A 15,442-nucleotide genomic window follows, 5' to 3' on the forward strand; every position below is an offset into this window, starting at 1 on the left:
ACTCTGCGGAGTCTATGCCCGAGGTTTCCGGCTTGTCAGATAAGGCATACCTAACCTGACGGGTCCGGGCAGGCGGTGTCAGCGCTTGGTGGCCTGGTGGAGCGCGACGATGCCGCCGGTGAGGTTGGTCCAGCGCACGCCCGTCCAGCCGGCCTGCTCGATGACCGCGGCCAGCTCGCCCTGCGGCGGCCAGGCCCGGATCGACTCGGCGAGGTACACGTAGGAGTCGGGGTTGCTCGAGGTGCGGCGGGCCACCGGCGGCAGGGCGCGCATGAGGTAGTTGGAGTAGACGGTCCGGAACGCCTTGTTGACCGGCTGGCTGAACTCGCAGACCAGCAGCCGCCCGCCCGGCTTCGTGACGCGGAGGAACTCGCGGAGGGCGGTGTCGACGTCCGCGACGTTGCGCAGGCCGAAGCTCATCGTCACGACGTCGAAGCTCTCGTCGGCGAACGGCAGGCTCATCGCGTCCGCAGCGGTGAAGGCCATGTCGGGGCGGCGCCGCCGGCCGACCCGCAGCATGCCGAGCGAGAAGTCCGCGGGCACGACCTCGATCTCCCGGTCGGCCCACGGCTCGCTCGACGTGCCGGTGCCCGCGGCGATGTCGAGGACGCGCTCGCCCCGCTTCGCGTCGACCGCCCTGACGACCGCGCGGCGCCAGAGCCGGTCCTGCCCGAGGGAGAGCACGTCGTTGGTCACGTCGTACTTCTCGGCGACGGTGTCGAACATCGACGCGACGTCGACCGGCTTCTTGTCGAGCTGGGCACGGGTCATGCGCTCATCCTCGCACCCTCGTCCCGTCGGGCGGAGCGGCGGCCGCGCGGTCCGGGCACGGGTCCGGCGGTCGTAGAGTTTGAGGCGATGTCCACGCTCCCGGCCGCCGAGGCGGCCTCCTCCGCCGCGGCCCCGACCGTCGTCGTGCGCTCGGTGCCGCTCACCTCGGACACCCCGTTGCTGCACCACCTGCCGGCCGACGTGCCGCACGACGAGCTCGTCTCGTGGGTGCGCCGTGGCGACGGCCTCGTCGGCTGGGGCGTCGCCCTGTCGTTCGAGGCGCGCGGCGCCGACCGGTTCCGCGAGGCCGAGGCGTGGTGGCGCCGGGTGACGGGGCACGCCGTGGTGCGCGACGACGTCGAGCGGCCCGGCTCCGGGCTCGTGTGCTTCGGCTCGTTCCCCTTCGCCGACGACTCCGCCGAGTCCGCCCGCCTCGTCGTGCCCTCGACCATCGTCGGGCGGCGCGAGGGCCGCACGTGGATGACGACCATCTCGACCGGTCCGCAGCTGCCCACCGTCGAGCCGCCCGAGCCCGCGTCCGAGCCCGCGCCGCCGACCGGTATCGCCTTCGCCGACGGCGCCGTCTCGCCGTCCGACTACGCGCACTCGGTGGCCGAGGCGGTCCGGCTCATCAACGACGGCGAGGTCGACAAGGTGGTCCTCGCCCGCGACCTCGTCGCCACCGCCGCGGGCCCGATCGACCCACGCTGGATCCTGCGCCGGCTCGCCGACCGCTACGAGAACACCTGGGTGTTCGCCGTCTCCGGCCTCGTCGGCGCCACGCCCGAGCTGCTCGTGCGCCGCGACCAGGGGCTCATCACCTCGCGGGTGCTCGCCGGCACCATCCGCCGCACCGGTGACGACGCCAAGGACCTCGCCCTCGCCGCGTCGCTCGCCCGCTCGAGCAAGGACCTCGAGGAGCACGAGTACGCCGTGCGCTCCGTCGCCGACGCGCTCGCACCGCACTGCTCGTCGATGAACGTGCCCGAGGCGCCGTTCGTGCTGCACCTGCCCAACGTCATGCACCTGGCGACCGACGTCGCCGCCGTGAGCGCCGACGACGCGTCGGCCCTGACGCTCGCGGCGTCGCTGCACCCCTCGGCGGCGGTCGGCGGGACGCCGACGGTGCGCGCCGTCGAGCTGATCCGCGAGCTGGAGCACATGGACCGCGGCCGGTACGCGGGCCCGGTCGGCTGGATGGACGCGCACGGCGACGGCGCGTGGGGCATCGCCCTGCGCAGCGGTGCCTACGCCCCCGGCGACCCGTCGCAGCTGACGCTCTACGCCGGCTGCGGCATCGTCGCCGGCTCGGACCCCGAGTCCGAGGTCGCCGAGTCCATCGCCAAGCTCATCCCGATGCGCGACGCGCTCGCGGACGACTGAGCGGCGACCAGCCGACCATGGACCGCCACCGCACGGCCCCGCAGCTGGCCCTGCTCGTCCTGCAGGAGCTGTGGCGGGCCGGGGTGCGCGACGTCGTCCTCGCCCCGGGCTCGCGCAACGCCCCCATCGCGCTCGCCCTCGAGGCCGCCGACGCGGCCGGGGACCTGCGGCTGCACGTGCGGGTCGACGAGCGGTCGGCGGCCTTCCTCGCGCTCGGGCTCGCGACGGGGTCACGCCGGCCCGTGCCGGTCGTCACGACGTCGGGCACCGCGGTCGGCAACCTCCTGCCGGCTGTCATGGAGGCCCACCACACCGGGCGCCGGCTCCTCGTCGTCAGCGCCGACCGGCCCGACCGGCTCCGGGGCACCGGCGCCAACCAGACGACCCAGCAGGCCGGTCTCTTCGGGGGTTTCGCCCGGTGCCACGACCTCACGTCCGCGACGCCCGACGCCGACCTCTCCGCGGCCGTCGCCGCGTCGTGCGCCGGCCCCGGCCCCGCCCACCTCAACGTGCAGCTCGACGGCGACCTGCTCCCCCCGAGCGCCGAGCGCGCCACGTGGTGGCAGCGCCCCGACCCTCCTGCCGACGCCGGGCACGAGCCGGGCGCCGAGCCCTCGGTCCGGGTTCGCGCCGACGGCGAGGTCCTGCCGCTCGGGCCGCGCACCGTCGTCGTCGCCGGTGACGACGCCGGTCCGGCGGCACGGTTGCTGGCCGAGGCCGCCGACTGGCCGATGCTCGCCGAGCCGACGAGCGGGGCCCGCATCGGCCGGCAGGCCCTGCGCTGCGGGCGTCTGCTCCTGACGACCGAACTGCGTCGTGACGTCGAGCGGGTCGTCGTCGTGGGCCACCCGACCCTGTCGCGGCCGGTCACCGGGCTGATCAGCGACCCCTCGCTCGAGGTCGTCGCCGTGCGCGGACGCGACGGCGTGGCCACCGACCCCGGGCGCGTCGCCCGCGTCGTCGACGGCGTCCCCCGCGTCGAGGGCCGCGACGACCCGGCCTGGTTCGACGCGTGGACGTCGGCCGACGCTGCCCTCGGGGCGACCATCGATGACGGGCTGCGTGACTCCGCGCATCTGCCGGGCCGCCCTGTGGCACAGGCGATCTCGCCCCTGCACGTGGCGTCGGTGGTCGCCGCGGCGGTGGCGGCCGACACGACGCTCGTCGTCGGCTCGTCCAACCCGGTGCGCGACCTCGACGTCATGGGCGTGCCGTGGCCGCCGCACGAGCACCGGTTCGTCGTCGGCAACCGTGGCCTCGCCGGCATCGACGGCGTCGTCTCGACGGCCGTCGGCGTCGCGCTCGGGCGGCCGCGAGCGGCGCGCACCATCGCCTACCTCGGCGACCTCACGTTCCTCCACGACGCCAACGGGCTGCTCATCGGCCCGTCGGAGCCGCGCCCCGACCTCACCCTCGTCGTCCTCAGCGACGACGGCGGCGCGATCTTCACGACCCTCGAGCAGGGCGACCCTCGGTACGCCGACGCCTTCGAGCGCGTGTTCGGCACCCCGCACGGCACCGACCTGGCGGCCCTGTGCGCGGCGCACCACGTCGCCCACGAAGGGGTCACGACGCTCGAGCGACTCGAGGCCGCCCTCGCCGAGCGTCCGGCCGGCATCCGCGTGATCGAGGTGCCCGTGCGTCGCGACGCCCGCCGCGAGGAGGCCCGGTGGCTGCGCGAGCTGGCGCAGACCGTCGTGCCCCGCCGCGGCTGACGCCGCCCGGCTCTCGCTCCCCGGTGCCGCTCAGGAGGTGGACGCCGGCCAGCTCGCGAGCTCGCCACCGGGCATGCAGACGAGCCGCTCCCCCGCCGGGCCGGTGATCTGCCACGCCTCGTAGTCGGGCGAGGACCGCACGCTGAGCTGGGCGTCCGCGAAGTTCACGGCGAGGTGGCCCTCCCGGGCGACGAGGACCTCGGTGATCTCGGCACCCACGAGGTCGGCGAGCTCTGCGGGCAGCTGCTCCTGCGGGGTGCCGCTGTCGATGTCGTGCAGGCCGTCGGCGCGCAGCAGGTGCGCCGGCCCGTTGAGGTCGAGTTCCCAGTTGTCCGTCGTCCAGATCATGAGGGCGTAGTCGAGCCGGATCGAGTGGACGACCTTGCCGGCGAAGCTGGGGATCACGGGTTCCATCCTGCGGGAATGTCGTAGGTGCCGTCGGGGCGCACCGGGATGTGGGTGTCGGGACTGTTGTTCGCCCCGGGCTTGCCGTCGAGCCGCACCGGCTGGCCGTGCTCGTTGTAGAACCGGACGTAGCCGTCGGGGTACCGGTCCGTGCCGTCCATGATCCGCACCGAGTTCGCGTTCTTCGGGGTACCGGGCGGCGCGTCGACGTTCTCGGGCTTCTGCCACACCTCGCCCTTGCCGTTGTCGGCGACCCGCCCCTCCCAGCCCTCGCCGGCCGTGCTCGGGCGGTTCTCGTCGGGGATGCGGTCACCCGGCTGCGGCCTGCTCGCGCTCGGGCCCTTCGTCTCGCCGAGGACCTGGTTGTCGTTCTTGGACGCGTGGTCGACGAGGTCGCCGCCGCCGGCGGCCATCGCCGCGACGCCCGTCGCGATGAGCCCGGCCGACGCGATGTTGACGGGGACACCCGCCACGGCTCCGACGCCGGTCGCGTCGAGGGCCACGCCGCCGATCTCGCCACCGCCACCCAGGACGATGGCCCCCGCCCCGAGCGCCATCGACAGCACGTCCTCGGGATGCTCCACCATCGCCTGCCCGACGTCGGCCATGCCGTTGACGGTCGGCACGACGGTGTGGTTGTACGTCCACGCGCCGGCGTCACCGACGGCGTCGCCGACCTCGTCCCACCAGTGCCGCTGGGGTCGCGGTTCGGTGTGCCCGACCGAGGGTCCGGGCGACGCCCCGCCGGGTGCCGCACCGCCGGGTGCCGCACCGCCGGGTGCCGCACCGCCGGGTGCCGCCGCCGTGTGCAGGCCGCCACCGCCCGACGTGCTCGTGCCCCTCTGGGCGCGGGCGTTCGCCGACAGGCGGCTGCTCAGCTGCTCGAGGTGCGTGCCGAGCCGGGCCAGACCGGCGTCGGCGGCGGGCCAGCGGGCCTTGAGCGCCTCGAGGTCGGCCCCGCCCCAGTGGCCGTCGAGCGCGCGGACCGCAGCGGCCGCGTCGCCGCGGGCACGCTCGCACTCGCGCGCGTACACCGACAGCGTCCTGCTGCTGCGTTCGAGCGCCTCGGGGTCCGACCCCTTGGCATAGATGACCATCGCCGACCCCTGACCTCGCGTGACCTCGTCGGCACCGCCACGCGGGAGCGTGACGGCGACGCGACCCGCCGATCCTCCACGAGGTGCGGGAGGCCCGCAACGGGGAGCACTCCCCGTCGGCCCCGCGTCGGGCACAGGCCGATCACGCCGACACCCCCGACGAGAGGAGGGCGTGGCAGCGGCGCAGGCGGTCCAGCCACCACGCGCGGCGCTCCGGCGTGACGGCGAGCGCCGCGAGGGCGCCGGCGTCGGGAGCCGGTCGTGACCCGTCGAGGAGCCCGGAGCGCGGCCGCAACGGTGCCGCCGCGACGTCGCGCGCGAAGAGCCCGACGGTCCCGAGCCCGCACGCGTGGTCGAGTGACGGCAACGCCCGGGCGAGGGCGACCCCCGCCGCGATGCCGACGCTGGTGTCCAGGGCCGAGCTGACGACCGCGGGCAGTCCGCAGGCCGCCACGATCTCCAGGGCTCGGGCCACCCCACCGAGCGGAGCGACCTTGACGACGACGACGTCGGCGGCGCCGAGGCGCGCGACGCGAAGCGGGTCCTCGGCCCTGCGGATCGACTCGTCGGCGGCAACCGGCACGTGGACCCGGTTGCGCGCCAGCGTGGTCCGCAGCCGCGCGAGGTCCTCGACCGACGCACAGGGTTGCTCGGCGTACTCGAGGTCGTACGGCGCCAGGCGCGTCAGGGCCCGGACCGCGGCGTCGAGGTCCCACCCCCCGTTGGCGTCGATGCGCACCCGGGCCCCAGGGCCCATGGCCTCGCGCACCGCGGCCACGCGGTCCACGTCGTCCTCGAGGGTCTGGCCGCGCTCGGCGACCTTGACCTTGGCGGTCGTGCAGCCGTCGAAGCGTGCGAGCACCTCGGGGACGCGGTCCGGCCCGACCGCCGGGACGGTGGCGTTGACCGGCACCTCGTCGCGGACCGGCTCCGGCCACTGCCCGTGGGCGGCCTCCACCCCGGCGGCGAGCCAGCGGGCCGACTCCGCGTCGCCGTACTCCGCGAAGGGGGCGAACTCGCCCCAGCCGCGCGGGCCGCGGAACACGACGGCCTCCCGGACGTCGACGCCGCGGAAGCGAACCCGCATCGGCAGCGCGACGACGTGGGCGGCGTCGAGGAGCGCGTCGACCGGGGGCAGGAGCGTCATGGCCACATCTTCACCGGCGGCCGGCATCACGGTTGAGCCGGCCGAGCCGGACGTCTCGTGGGTTCTCGAGGGCGGTGGCGATCCGTTCGCGGTGCAGCGGCCGCATCCGGGGCAGCGCGTCGACGGGGAACCAGCCGGCGTCGGTCGACTCGTCGTCGCCGGGGCGCGGGTCGCCCGAGACCCAGCGGCAGCGGAAGGTGTGGTCGAGGTACTGCGCGAGGTCGCCGTTGACGTGCGTCACGAGGCCCGTGGCGGACACCCAGACGAGCCGTTCGACCTCGGCGACGACGGACGCCTCCTCGAGCACCTCGCGGACGGCGGCGACGTGCGGGTCCTCGCCGGGGTCGACGATGCCGGTCACCGGCGTCCACTCCCCGTTGTCGGAGCGGCGCACGAGGAGCACCTCCTGCGCCAGCCCGCCGTCCCCGTCGGGCCCGGTGTCCCCGGTGTCGCCGGTGTCCCCGGTGTCCCCGGTGTCCCCGGTGTGCGGGGTGTGCCCGCCCGGAACGTCACGGAGGACGACGGCCGTCACGCCCGGCAGCCACATCAGCTCGGTGCCGATCATGGTGCGCAGGTGGGCCACGTACGGGGGGATGGGCATGGGACCGACCCTAGCCACCCGGCCGCGGCCGCCCCGTTACAGTCGCCCCGTGAGCAGCGCGAGCCCGGAGAGCGTGTCCGAGACCTTCGACCCCGCCGAGTGGGACGCCGTGCCGGGCTTCGAGCTCACCGACGTCACCTACCACCGGCGTCGGCACGTCGAGGGCCGCCCGCGGACCCAGTCCGGTGTCGTCCGCATCGCCTTCGACCGCCCGGAGGTGCTCAACGCGTTCCGCCCGCACACCGTCGACGAGCTCTACCGGGTGCTCGACCACGCGCGCATGACGCCAGACGTCGGCGTCGTGCTCATCACCGGCAACGGTCCGAGCCCGAAGGACGGCAAGCGGGCCTTCTGCTCCGGCGGCGACCAGCGCGTCCGCGGCCGCTCGGGTTACCAGTACGCCGCCGGCGACACGGCCGACACCGTCGACGAGGCCCGGGTCAGGGCGCAGGGCGGGCGCCTGCACATCCTCGAGGTGCAGCGGCTCATCCGGACCATGCCGAAGGTCGTCGTCGCCGTCGTCAACGGCTGGGCCGCCGGTGGCGGGCACTCACTGCACGTCGTGTGCGACCTGACGATCGCCAGCCGCGAGCACGCCCGCTTCAAGCAGACCGATGCAGACGTGGGTAGCTTCGACGCCGGGTACGGCAGCGCCTACCTGGCCAAGATGGTCGGGCAGAAGTTCGCCCGCGAGATCTTCTTCCTCGGACGCACCTACTCGGCCGAGGACATGCAGCGGATGGGCGCGGTCAACATCGTGGCCGACCACGACGCCCTCGAGGCCGAGGCGCTCCAGGTCGCCGGCGAGATCATGGGCAAGAGCCCGCAGGCGCAGCGGATGCTGAAGTTCGCCTTCAACCTCACCGACGACGGCCTCATGGGCCAGCAGGTGTTCGCCGGTGAGGCGACGCGCTTGGCCTACATGACCGACGAGGCCGTCGAGGGGCGCGACCAGTTCCTCGAGAAGCGCGACCCCGACTGGTCGCCGTTCCCCTGGTACTTCTGAACTTCTAAGTCCGCGCAGGTCAGCGGCCTAGTCGGCCGCGGCGGTCCGCACGGAGTCCGCAAGGGCCGCGGCCGCGAGACCGGAGGCCGCGGACCGGGTCCGATCCTCGGCCGATGGCCACAGGTGCGCGTACGTCCCGACCGTGGTCGTGGCCGGCGCGTGTCCGAGCGCCCGCTGCACCGTGACGACGTCGCACCCGGCCGCGATCAGGCCTGAGGCGTAGAAGTGTCGGAGGTCGTGCAACCGGACGCTCGGGCAGCCGGCCGCCTTGCGCGTCTGACGCCACCGGAACGTCACCCCGTTGTCGTGCAGCGGCTTGCCGTAGGCCGTGAACACCCACCGGTCGGGCACACCCTCGGGGGTGTGCTGCGGGACGTGCTCGGCCAGCATCGTCACGAGCTCGTCCGGCAGGTAGACCACGCGCTCGCTCCCGTACTTCGGCGCCCGGACCGCGACCTCGCGCCCGTGCCGCTGGAGCTGCCTGGAGACCGTGAGTTGACGCCGGAGGAAGTCGACGTCGCCCACCCGAACGCCGGCCGCCTCACCCATCCGCAGCCCGGCGAACGCGCACAGTGCCACGTATGCCCTGAAGCACTCATCGGCGGCGCCCAGCAGGCGCCCCACGTCGTTGATGGTAGGCACCCGTATAGCCGCCTCGGCCTTGCGGCACCGGGGCAGCACGACACCCTCGCACGGGTCCGCCGCGATCACCTTGTGGGCGACGGTTGGCCGCGCTGCGGCGGTGCCTCGAACGCCATTTGCCACGGGCGTGGGGCCCGACGCGACGGGTCCGTGGACCAGTGTTCGGCCACAGCGTCCAGCTACAGGTCGGCGAAGACCACGTCCCACTCGTGCACCCACGCCGGGTCCTCGAAGAGCGCGCCGTCGATGGCTCGGTGGACGGCGCGGGTCGTGCGCTCATACGAGGCGAGGAACATCCGGTCCCCGTGCGGCTCGGCCGACGTCGCGTGCAGCAGCGTCGCCATCTGATCCAGCACCTGGCCGACACCGCGGCCAGGCGACCATGGGCACGCTGCGTTCACCTCCACGCTCACCGCTTCCCGGCCACGGCACGGCAGCCCAGCCACCGCCCCGACTACTGACCGAAGGGATAGGACACGCTCCGATCGTGATCTCCCGCTCGGGCATCGTCACGCTCTCATCGGTCGCAGCGCGTCCCTCGGCCCCCTACGCCCCGGCCGACTCGAGCAGTTCGCGGGCGACAGCAACGTCGGTGTCAGGTGGGAGGACGCTGAGCACCAGTCGCTGATAGTTGCTCAGCGACAGGGTGATGTGGTCGGGGTATCGGCTGTGCTCGAACCCCCGATGTGCGTGATGCCCAGCGGTGTGCGCACCTTCCGTGGCGCCTGGCCCCACAGGTCGCGCTCGTAGCCGACCCGGGCGATCCGGGCGCCGGTGAGGTGGTGCACCGCCACGTCGAGCTGTGGCAGCTCCACCTGCAGATCGGTCGTTAGCGGCCACCAAACGCCGTCGGTGACCTCCACCCCGGGCCGCGGTGACAGAGCAAGCCGAGGTTCCTGATCGACGGCGTCGGTCGCTGAGCCTGGCGAGCGGTTCGTCACCGGCTCTAAGGCCGGCTCAAGGAGCGGCTCGGCGAATGGCTTGGTGAGCGCCGGCGGCTGGGGTGCGGAGCAGAGGACTGGCGGGGACAGGGGCATGGCGTTCACAGCGGCTCCTCGGGAGCGGTGGTGTGAGGGATAGACCGCGGCTCGCTCGTCACTTCCCGTCCGTGAGTCCGACGCCGCGCAAGGGTCGGGTCCTCTGTCGCCTGCCGACGCCGACAGCCCTGACGGGGCTCTCACGTCTCCTCGTCAGGCTACGCCTGACCGGGGCATTCACCTACGACGAGTCTCGTGATCGTTCCCCACCGCCCCACGGTGGGTGCCCGGCAGCCCCCGCCCGCGTAGCGACGGAGCCGCGCAGCAGGGCGTCGGGGCGCAGATCACCCCAGCCGAGCACGCCCGTCGAAACGCAACCAGTGACGGTGCCGGCGGCGGAAGTGCTCGCGACGGCGACGCTCCTCCACCGTGAGGAACCGGTGATGTGGGGAGACCCATGCTGTCGCGCGTCATGGCTGCGGGATGCCCTCGGTGGCGCCACGGCTCGGGCGGTCGGGGCCTTCCGTGAGCGGATGCCCGGTGGCCACGCCAGCCAATCGCAGGGCATCTCTGTGGAGGTGGGCGAGCGGCAGGCCGCCGTCGACGTCCAGCTCGTCGCCGACTACGGCGTGGCCGTGACCGACCTCGCACGGGCCATCCGTCGCAACGTGATCTCGGCGATCGAGCGGATGACCGGCCTCGAGGTGACGGAGGTCAACATCGACGTTCAGGACGTGTTCTTCGAGAGTGACACCGAGAGCCAGGACGAGCAGCAGGGCCAGGGCGGCGAGCACCGAGTCCAGTGATGGCGCACCCGGACGGCCCCGACCCGCCGACGGCGTAACGGCGGCTGTCCTCGACTGGTTCAACGACCGCGTAGGGTGGGGCCCAGCCTCACTTCGGGGCACATGCCCTCTCGCCTGCGAGGGGAGTTAGCTGGATTCTTCGATGGACCCTCACGCACCGTCCAACACCTACTCTGGCCCCAGCGCCCACAATGTGACCGAGGTCCACAACCCCTCGGTCGACCAGGACGCAGCGGATAGCGGTGCCTGCGCGCAGGTGCACCTGCCCACCGGCGCGACTTGCATCATGCGACACGGCCACGAGGGGTCGTGCGAGTTCAGCCCAGCGGGAGAGGCAGATACCCTGCTCGCCGCGCGCAAGACCGCCGAACACTGGTGACCTCGAACGCTCCGGCGCCGCGGGACAGCCCGGACGGGGCTGGCGGATCCTGCGGCGACGGATCGGATTCCGTGCTGCCCGGCGTGGCGCCGGCTCTCTCACAACCTCGAGCGCAATTGGGCGAACTGTTGTTGCTCGTCCGCGCCGCCCGTGGAGAGGTGCATGCCCTGCGGGCGGGAAGAGTCGATCCTGCCCTGCTGGTGGCGGCTCGTGGCGTGCTGCTCGATGCCATGGAGAGCCTTGCCGCCGAGCTTGTCAGACGCAGGCTGCCCATGCCGCCGGGGCTTCGTGACGACCTCCGCCTGCAGCGGGGCCTCCGTGGCCGCCGGACAAGGCAAGCCTCGCCACACAGGCGCTGAGCCGAGGGCAGCACTGAGATGGAGCACCGCAACCGGGCCCTCGCCGCCGCCCGGCAGGCCCGCGCCGTCCAGTTGGCGACCGAGGGAAAGACCTACCAGGAAGTCGCCGACGAGTTGGCGCGAGCCGCGGCACGGCCTACCGCATCGTCCACCAAGCCCTGGAGCGCGATCGCAAAGACGCCGTGGAGGGATGCGGATGGCGCCGGAGAGCTGACCGGTCTGGCACAGCATCGTCGCCGTGTTTTCATGATGTGATCCGAGCAGGTCCTTCGGGTCCTTCGGGTCCTTCGCGGACACCGCAGCGTCCCAGTGAGCGGCATGACTGAAAAACGACGCCAAGGCCGGACTGACCAGACGCAGCGACCGTTGGTGTGGGCTCCGCACGGTGGTTCAGGACGGCCGAGGATCGTCAGGCTCTCGGGTTGTAGGGACGCCGGTGGTCAGAGGTTGACGCGGGAGCCCATGACGACGGTTCGGTCGGGGGGCAGGTGGAAGCGCACCGACGGGTCGGCGGCGTTGTGGGCGAGGCCGATGAACAGCCGCTTGCGCCAGCGCTGCATCCCCGGCTCGTGGCCGGCGCGCAGGGTGGCGCGGGAGAGGAAGTAGGACGCCGTGTCGGCGTCGTAGTGCGTCTCGGGGTGCTGACCGGCGGCCATGGTCAGCCCCCTGGGCAGGTTGGGGCTGTCGGCGAAGCCGAAGCGGATGCTGACGAAGACGATGCCGTCGTCGGGATCGCCGAGGTCGTCGACCGTGATCTGGTCCTCCAGCGGCACGTGCGGCACGTTCTGCGCCTGCGCCGAGACAATGACGACGTGCTCGTGCAGCACCCCGTTGTGCTCGACGTTGGCCCGCAGGGCCAGCGGAGTCGTCGCGCTCGAGGGATGCGGGAACACTGCGACCCCCGGCACCCGGACGAGGTGCTGGGTGGAGAGCTGCTCGATGAACTCCGTCAGGGAGCCCTCCGCCTCGGTGCGGTTGTGGATGATGAGCTGCCGGCCACGTTGCCATGTCGTCATCACCGTGAACATCACCGCGGCGATGAGCAGCGGGAGCCAGCCGCCGCTGAAGATCTTGGTGAGGTTGGCGCTGATGAAGGCCGCCTCGGTGCCGCCGAACGCCACCCCGGCGAGCACGAGCTTCCACGTCGACCAGCCGAAGAGGATGCGGGCCACGCTGAGGAGCAGCAGGGTGTCGATCAGCAGGGCCCCGGTCACCGAGACGCCGTAGGCGGTGGCGAGCTTGGCCGAGGAGCCGAAGGTGATCATGAGCACGAGGACGACAACGAACAACGCAGCGTTGACGAACGGCAGGTAGATCTGGCCCTGCTCCTCGTCGGATGTCTGCCTCACGGTGAGCGGAGGCAGGAAGCCGAGCTGCACGGCCTGGCGCGACATCGAGAAGGCGCCCGATATGACGGCCTGCGAGGCGATGACCGTGGCCCCGGTCGCCAGAATGACCATCGGGATCGTCGCCCAGCCCGGCACGAGCAGGAAGAACGGGTTACTGATCGCGTTCGGGTCCTGGAGGATCAGCGCCCCCTGGCCGAGGTAGTTGAGCACCAGCGCGGGGAAGGCGACCCAGAACCACGCCCGGCTGATCGCCGGCCGCCCGAAGTGACCCATGTCGGCATACAGCGCCTCCGCGCCGGTGATCGAGAGCACCACCGCACCGAGCGCGACGAAGGCGATGAACGGGTGCGAGACGACGAAGCCGACGGCGAAGGTCGGCGAGAGCCCGGTGATGATCGCAAGGTGGCCGGCGACGTGACCCAGACCCGCCACGGCGATCGCTAGGAACCACACCAGCATGACCGGGCCGAACATCGACCCGACCTTCCCGGTGCCGAACCGCTGGCCCGCGAAGAGCACCGTGAGGATCGTAGCCGCGGTCGGAACGACGAACGGGGCGAGCCCGGGGCCGGTGACGGTGATGCCCTCGACCGCCGCCAGCACGGAGATCGCCGGGGTGATCACCGAGTCGCCGTAGAACAGCGACGCACCGAGGACACCGAGGGCCATGACCACGCGGGTCCGCTTGGAGGTCGAGCTGAGCAGCCCGCGGGCCAGGGCTGCCAGCGCCATCACCCCGCCCTCCCCGTCGTTGTCGGCCCGCATGACCACGAGCACGTACTTCACCGACACGATGAGCGTCACTGACCAGAAGACCAGAGAGATCACGCCGTAGACGTCCCCGGGCGTGGGCTTGACCTCGCCCTGGTCGAGGGAGAAGACCGTCTTCAGGGCATACAGCGGGCTGGTGCCGATGTCGCCGAACACCACCCCGAGGGCACCGAGGACCAGTCCAGCGGTGGCCGGCCGGATCGGAGCGTTGTGCCCGGACTGCGGGGGCAGGCCGGTCTTGTCGCCGGAAGTGCGGGCCGCGCGGTCCCGGTCGCGGTTGCGGTCCTGCGCTGGATCGTCACCGCGACCGTCCTCGGCCTCCCCAGACGAGCGGTCCGGAGCGTCGTCCGGACCGGGGTCCGACGAGGAGGCGGGCGAGGAGGCCGAACTGGTCACACCTGAGTGTACGGAGACGCGTCCTTGGACGACCTCCTGAAGGATGGCCCCCCATGACACCTCCGAAGTCTGGTGCCCGACGGCCCGCCACGCCGGCCAACGCTGACGACGTTGAACAGTCCCTGGGCCTGGGCCAGTCGGCGCATTGTCTTACCTCCTGCTGTCCTTCGCGTCGGGGTCGGAGGACCGTTAGCCAGTCCCACCCCCGTGTGTTCGAAAAGCGATACGGCAAGGCGCGTCCTCCCTGCGGCCCGGGCGAGCGAGAATGATTCTCATGAACGTCCCCGCAGTCATCCCTCTGGTCACCGGCAAGCACCGCAACCGCGCCCTCGCCGCTGCCCGGCACGCCCGTGCCGTCCAGCTCGATCGGACATATGGCTACGTCCAGCCAAGGCTTCAGCGCACGGGTGGCACTGTGCATGAGGGTTGATCATCCGCTGGCGTGGTCGACTGCTGTAGGGGCCCGCCCTCCCAATCCGTCCGCAGAAAGTCCGCAAGACGACAAGCCCCTCCCGACTCTCTTCAACGCTTCCCAACGCATCTCCGCAGGTCACCCAACGTTTCCAACGACTGCCGTCACTGACCGGCCCTACTCCCGGACTTCCCCTGGTACCTCTGACGGCGCCTCGCGGGCCTGCCGCGCCGGCAGCCGCCGGACGCGCCGTCACATCCGGGCGAGGAGCGCGACCGTCGCCGCGACGACCTGGCGCTGCGCCTCGGCCCGACCGAGCGTCGCCGAGCCGTCGCCGGCTTGGGTGCCGTAGTCGCCGAACGACGAGTGCACGGCTCCGTCGACGACGGTGAAGACGGTCGACGCGGGCAGCCGGGAGCGGCTCGCGGCGATGTCCGCCGGCGTCGTGAACCCGTCACGGCTGCCGCTCACCGAGGCGACGGCGAGATCGGTGCGCCGGACGAGCGAGCCCATCGGGTAGGACGCCCACAGCACGAGTCCGTGGACACGTCCGTCGTCGGCCGCGGCGTAGTTGGCCGCGGCGACACCCCCGACGCTGTGCCCGCCGACGGCCCAGCGGGTCACCTCCGGGTGCCTCGCCATGACGTCGGCCGGTGCCCCCGTGGCGAGGAACGCGATCTGGAACGGTTGCTTGACGACGACGACGAGGTAGCCGGCGCGGCTCACCTGGGTCAGGACGGGCACGTAGGCGCGCGGGTCGATGCGCGCGCCGGGCTGGAAGACGAGGGCGCGCGTCGGTCGTGCGTCGCGCGGGGACAGCACGATCCCGGACGGGGTGTCGACGACCCGCACGTCCGGCTGGCCCGCCATGGCCGCGGCTCCGGCCGGGGTGGCCGCGAAGGGCTGCAACCAGACGAGCCCGCCGAGCAGCGCCGCGGTGAGCAGCGTGCCGACGACACGGCCCGCGACGATGCCCCACCGGCGCCGGTACGTGGCGGCCTCGTCCTGTCCGCGTGACAGGACGAGCAGCACGACGCCGACGAGCCCGCCCGCCGCGAGGGCGATGACGTGGGCCGGGTGGCCGGCGAGCAGCGTGCCACGGGCGAGGAGGAAGAGGACGAGCGGCACGGCGAGCCAGACGAGACCGAGGAGGACGCGGAACCGCACGCCTCCCCGGCGCCGGCCGACAGCCGCCCCGTTCCCCTCCCCGGACGTGACCACGCCAC

The 15,442-nt window shown here is 72.7% G+C and carries 15 protein-coding genes; 5 read left to right on the forward strand and 10 right to left on the reverse strand.

What is annotated here, in order from left to right:
• Nucleotides 1-78: 78 nt before the first annotated feature.
• On the reverse strand, nt 79-771 hold the full coding sequence (locus AC1VM9_RS01915) for a demethylmenaquinone methyltransferase (protein WP_481340800.1): 693 nt from the start codon (nt 769-771) through the stop codon (nt 79-81).
• A gap of 87 nt (nt 772-858) precedes the next feature.
• Here AC1VM9_RS01915 and AC1VM9_RS01920 point away from each other — a divergent pair, with 87 nt between their 5' ends.
• Both AC1VM9_RS01920 and menD read left to right on the forward strand, forming a co-directional pair.
• Nucleotides 859-2,154 (forward strand): isochorismate synthase, encoded by a 1,296-nt coding sequence (locus AC1VM9_RS01920; protein ID WP_483120866.1) that lies wholly within the window; start codon nt 859-861, stop codon nt 2,152-2,154.
• 17 nt (nt 2,155-2,171) lie between these two features.
• Complete coding sequence (gene menD / locus AC1VM9_RS01925; RefSeq protein WP_483120868.1) at nt 2,172-3,869, forward strand: 2-succinyl-5-enolpyruvyl-6-hydroxy-3-cyclohexene-1-carboxylic-acid synthase; 1,698 nt, start codon at nt 2,172-2,174, stop codon at nt 3,867-3,869.
• Between the two features lie 30 nt (nt 3,870-3,899).
• Here menD and AC1VM9_RS01930 read toward each other — a convergent pair whose 3' ends face one another.
• From AC1VM9_RS01930 to AC1VM9_RS01945, 4 genes are all read right to left on the reverse strand, one after another.
• Nucleotides 3,900-4,274: a DUF6188 family protein gene (locus AC1VM9_RS01930; RefSeq protein WP_481340803.1), complete on the reverse strand. Its 375-nt coding sequence runs from the start codon at nt 4,272-4,274 to the stop codon at nt 3,900-3,902.
• Entirely contained in the window at nt 4,271-5,371 is a 1,101-nt protein-coding gene (locus tag AC1VM9_RS01935; RefSeq protein WP_483120869.1) for a WXG100 family type VII secretion target, read from the reverse strand. The genes AC1VM9_RS01930 and AC1VM9_RS01935 overlap by 4 nt, the downstream gene beginning before the upstream one ends.
• Before the next feature lie 142 nt (nt 5,372-5,513).
• A complete protein-coding gene (locus AC1VM9_RS01940) occupies nt 5,514-6,518 on the reverse strand; it encodes an o-succinylbenzoate synthase (RefSeq protein WP_481340805.1) in 1,005 nt (334 codons plus the stop codon).
• A gap of 10 nt (nt 6,519-6,528) precedes the next feature.
• Complete coding sequence (locus AC1VM9_RS01945; protein ID WP_481340806.1) at nt 6,529-7,119, reverse strand: NUDIX hydrolase; 591 nt, start codon at nt 7,117-7,119, stop codon at nt 6,529-6,531.
• On the opposite strand from AC1VM9_RS01945, the gene AC1VM9_RS01950 reads away from it, so the two are divergent.
• A complete protein-coding gene (locus AC1VM9_RS01950; RefSeq protein ID WP_483120870.1) occupies nt 7,118-8,125 on the forward strand; it encodes a 1,4-dihydroxy-2-naphthoyl-CoA synthase in 1,008 nt (335 codons plus the stop codon). The two genes, AC1VM9_RS01945 and AC1VM9_RS01950, sit on opposite strands and share 2 nt — an antisense overlap.
• Nucleotides 8,126-8,152: 27 nt before the next feature.
• On the opposite strand, the gene AC1VM9_RS01955 is transcribed toward AC1VM9_RS01950, so the two are convergent.
• The 3 genes from AC1VM9_RS01955 to AC1VM9_RS01965 all read right to left on the reverse strand — a co-directional run bounded on the left by AC1VM9_RS01955 (nt 8,153) and on the right by AC1VM9_RS01965 (nt 9,804).
• On the reverse strand, nt 8,153-8,749 hold the full coding sequence (locus AC1VM9_RS01955; protein WP_483120871.1) for a site-specific integrase: 597 nt from the start codon (nt 8,747-8,749) through the stop codon (nt 8,153-8,155).
• A 197-nt stretch (nt 8,750-8,946) separates the two neighbouring features.
• Nucleotides 8,947-9,213: a DUF5995 family protein gene (locus AC1VM9_RS01960; RefSeq protein ID WP_483120873.1), complete on the reverse strand. Its 267-nt coding sequence runs from the start codon at nt 9,211-9,213 to the stop codon at nt 8,947-8,949.
• Nucleotides 9,214-9,402: 189 nt separating this feature from the next.
• On the reverse strand, nt 9,403-9,804 hold the full coding sequence (locus tag AC1VM9_RS01965) for a DUF5994 family protein (RefSeq protein WP_483123948.1): 402 nt from the start codon (nt 9,802-9,804) through the stop codon (nt 9,403-9,405).
• A gap of 383 nt (nt 9,805-10,187) precedes the next feature.
• On the opposite strand from AC1VM9_RS01965, the gene AC1VM9_RS01970 reads away from it, so the two are divergent.
• Both AC1VM9_RS01970 and AC1VM9_RS01975 read left to right on the forward strand, forming a co-directional pair.
• Entirely contained in the window at nt 10,188-10,550 is a 363-nt protein-coding gene (locus tag AC1VM9_RS01970) for an Asp23/Gls24 family envelope stress response protein (protein ID WP_483120875.1), read from the forward strand.
• Between the two features lie 756 nt (nt 10,551-11,306).
• Nucleotides 11,307-11,543, forward strand: coding sequence for a hypothetical protein (locus tag AC1VM9_RS01975; RefSeq protein WP_483120877.1), 237 nt, complete (start codon nt 11,307-11,309; stop codon nt 11,541-11,543).
• A gap of 185 nt (nt 11,544-11,728) precedes the next feature.
• On the opposite strand, the gene AC1VM9_RS01980 is transcribed toward AC1VM9_RS01975, so the two are convergent.
• Together AC1VM9_RS01980 and AC1VM9_RS01985 are read right to left on the reverse strand one after the other, a co-directional pair.
• The gene (locus AC1VM9_RS01980; RefSeq protein WP_483120879.1) at nt 11,729-13,804 is read right to left on the reverse strand and encodes a potassium transporter Kup; all 2,076 of its coding nucleotides are present in this window, start codon (nt 13,802-13,804) and stop codon (nt 11,729-11,731) included.
• Nucleotides 13,805-14,468: 664 nt separating this feature from the next.
• Nucleotides 14,469-15,437, reverse strand: coding sequence for an alpha/beta hydrolase (locus AC1VM9_RS01985; protein WP_483120880.1), 969 nt, complete (start codon nt 15,435-15,437; stop codon nt 14,469-14,471).
• Between the last annotated feature and the right edge of the window lie 5 nt (nt 15,438-15,442).

This window comes from Monashia sp. HAY1-11D, from assembly GCF_056868035.1.

Bases quoted from the DNA above. Each gene is read 5' to 3' on its own strand.
- AC1VM9_RS01915 (WP_481340800.1), bottom strand. From the start codon at position 771: ATGACCCGTGCCCAGCTCGACAAGAAGCCGGTCGACGTCGCGTCGATG.
- AC1VM9_RS01920 (WP_483120866.1), top strand. From the start codon at position 859: ATGTCCACGCTCCCGGCCGCCGAGGCGGCCTCCTCCGCCGCGGCCCCG.
- menD (WP_483120868.1), top strand. From the start codon at position 2,172: ATGGACCGCCACCGCACGGCCCCGCAGCTGGCCCTGCTCGTCCTGCAG.
- AC1VM9_RS01935 (WP_483120869.1), bottom strand. From the start codon at position 5,371: ATGGTCATCTATGCCAAGGGGTCGGACCCCGAGGCGCTCGAACGCAGC.
- AC1VM9_RS01940 (WP_481340805.1), bottom strand. From the start codon at position 6,518: ATGACGCTCCTGCCCCCGGTCGACGCGCTCCTCGACGCCGCCCACGTC.
- AC1VM9_RS01950 (WP_483120870.1), top strand. From the start codon at position 7,118: ATGGGACCGACCCTAGCCACCCGGCCGCGGCCGCCCCGTTACAGTCGC.
- AC1VM9_RS01945 (WP_481340806.1), bottom strand. From the start codon at position 7,119: ATGCCCATCCCCCCGTACGTGGCCCACCTGCGCACCATGATCGGCACC.
- AC1VM9_RS01965 (WP_483123948.1), bottom strand. From the start codon at position 9,804: ATGCCCCTGTCCCCGCCAGTCCTCTGCTCCGCACCCCAGCCGCCGGCG.
- AC1VM9_RS01970 (WP_483120875.1), top strand. From the start codon at position 10,188: ATGTGGGGAGACCCATGCTGTCGCGCGTCATGGCTGCGGGATGCCCTC.
- AC1VM9_RS01975 (WP_483120877.1), top strand. From the start codon at position 11,307: ATGGAGCACCGCAACCGGGCCCTCGCCGCCGCCCGGCAGGCCCGCGCC.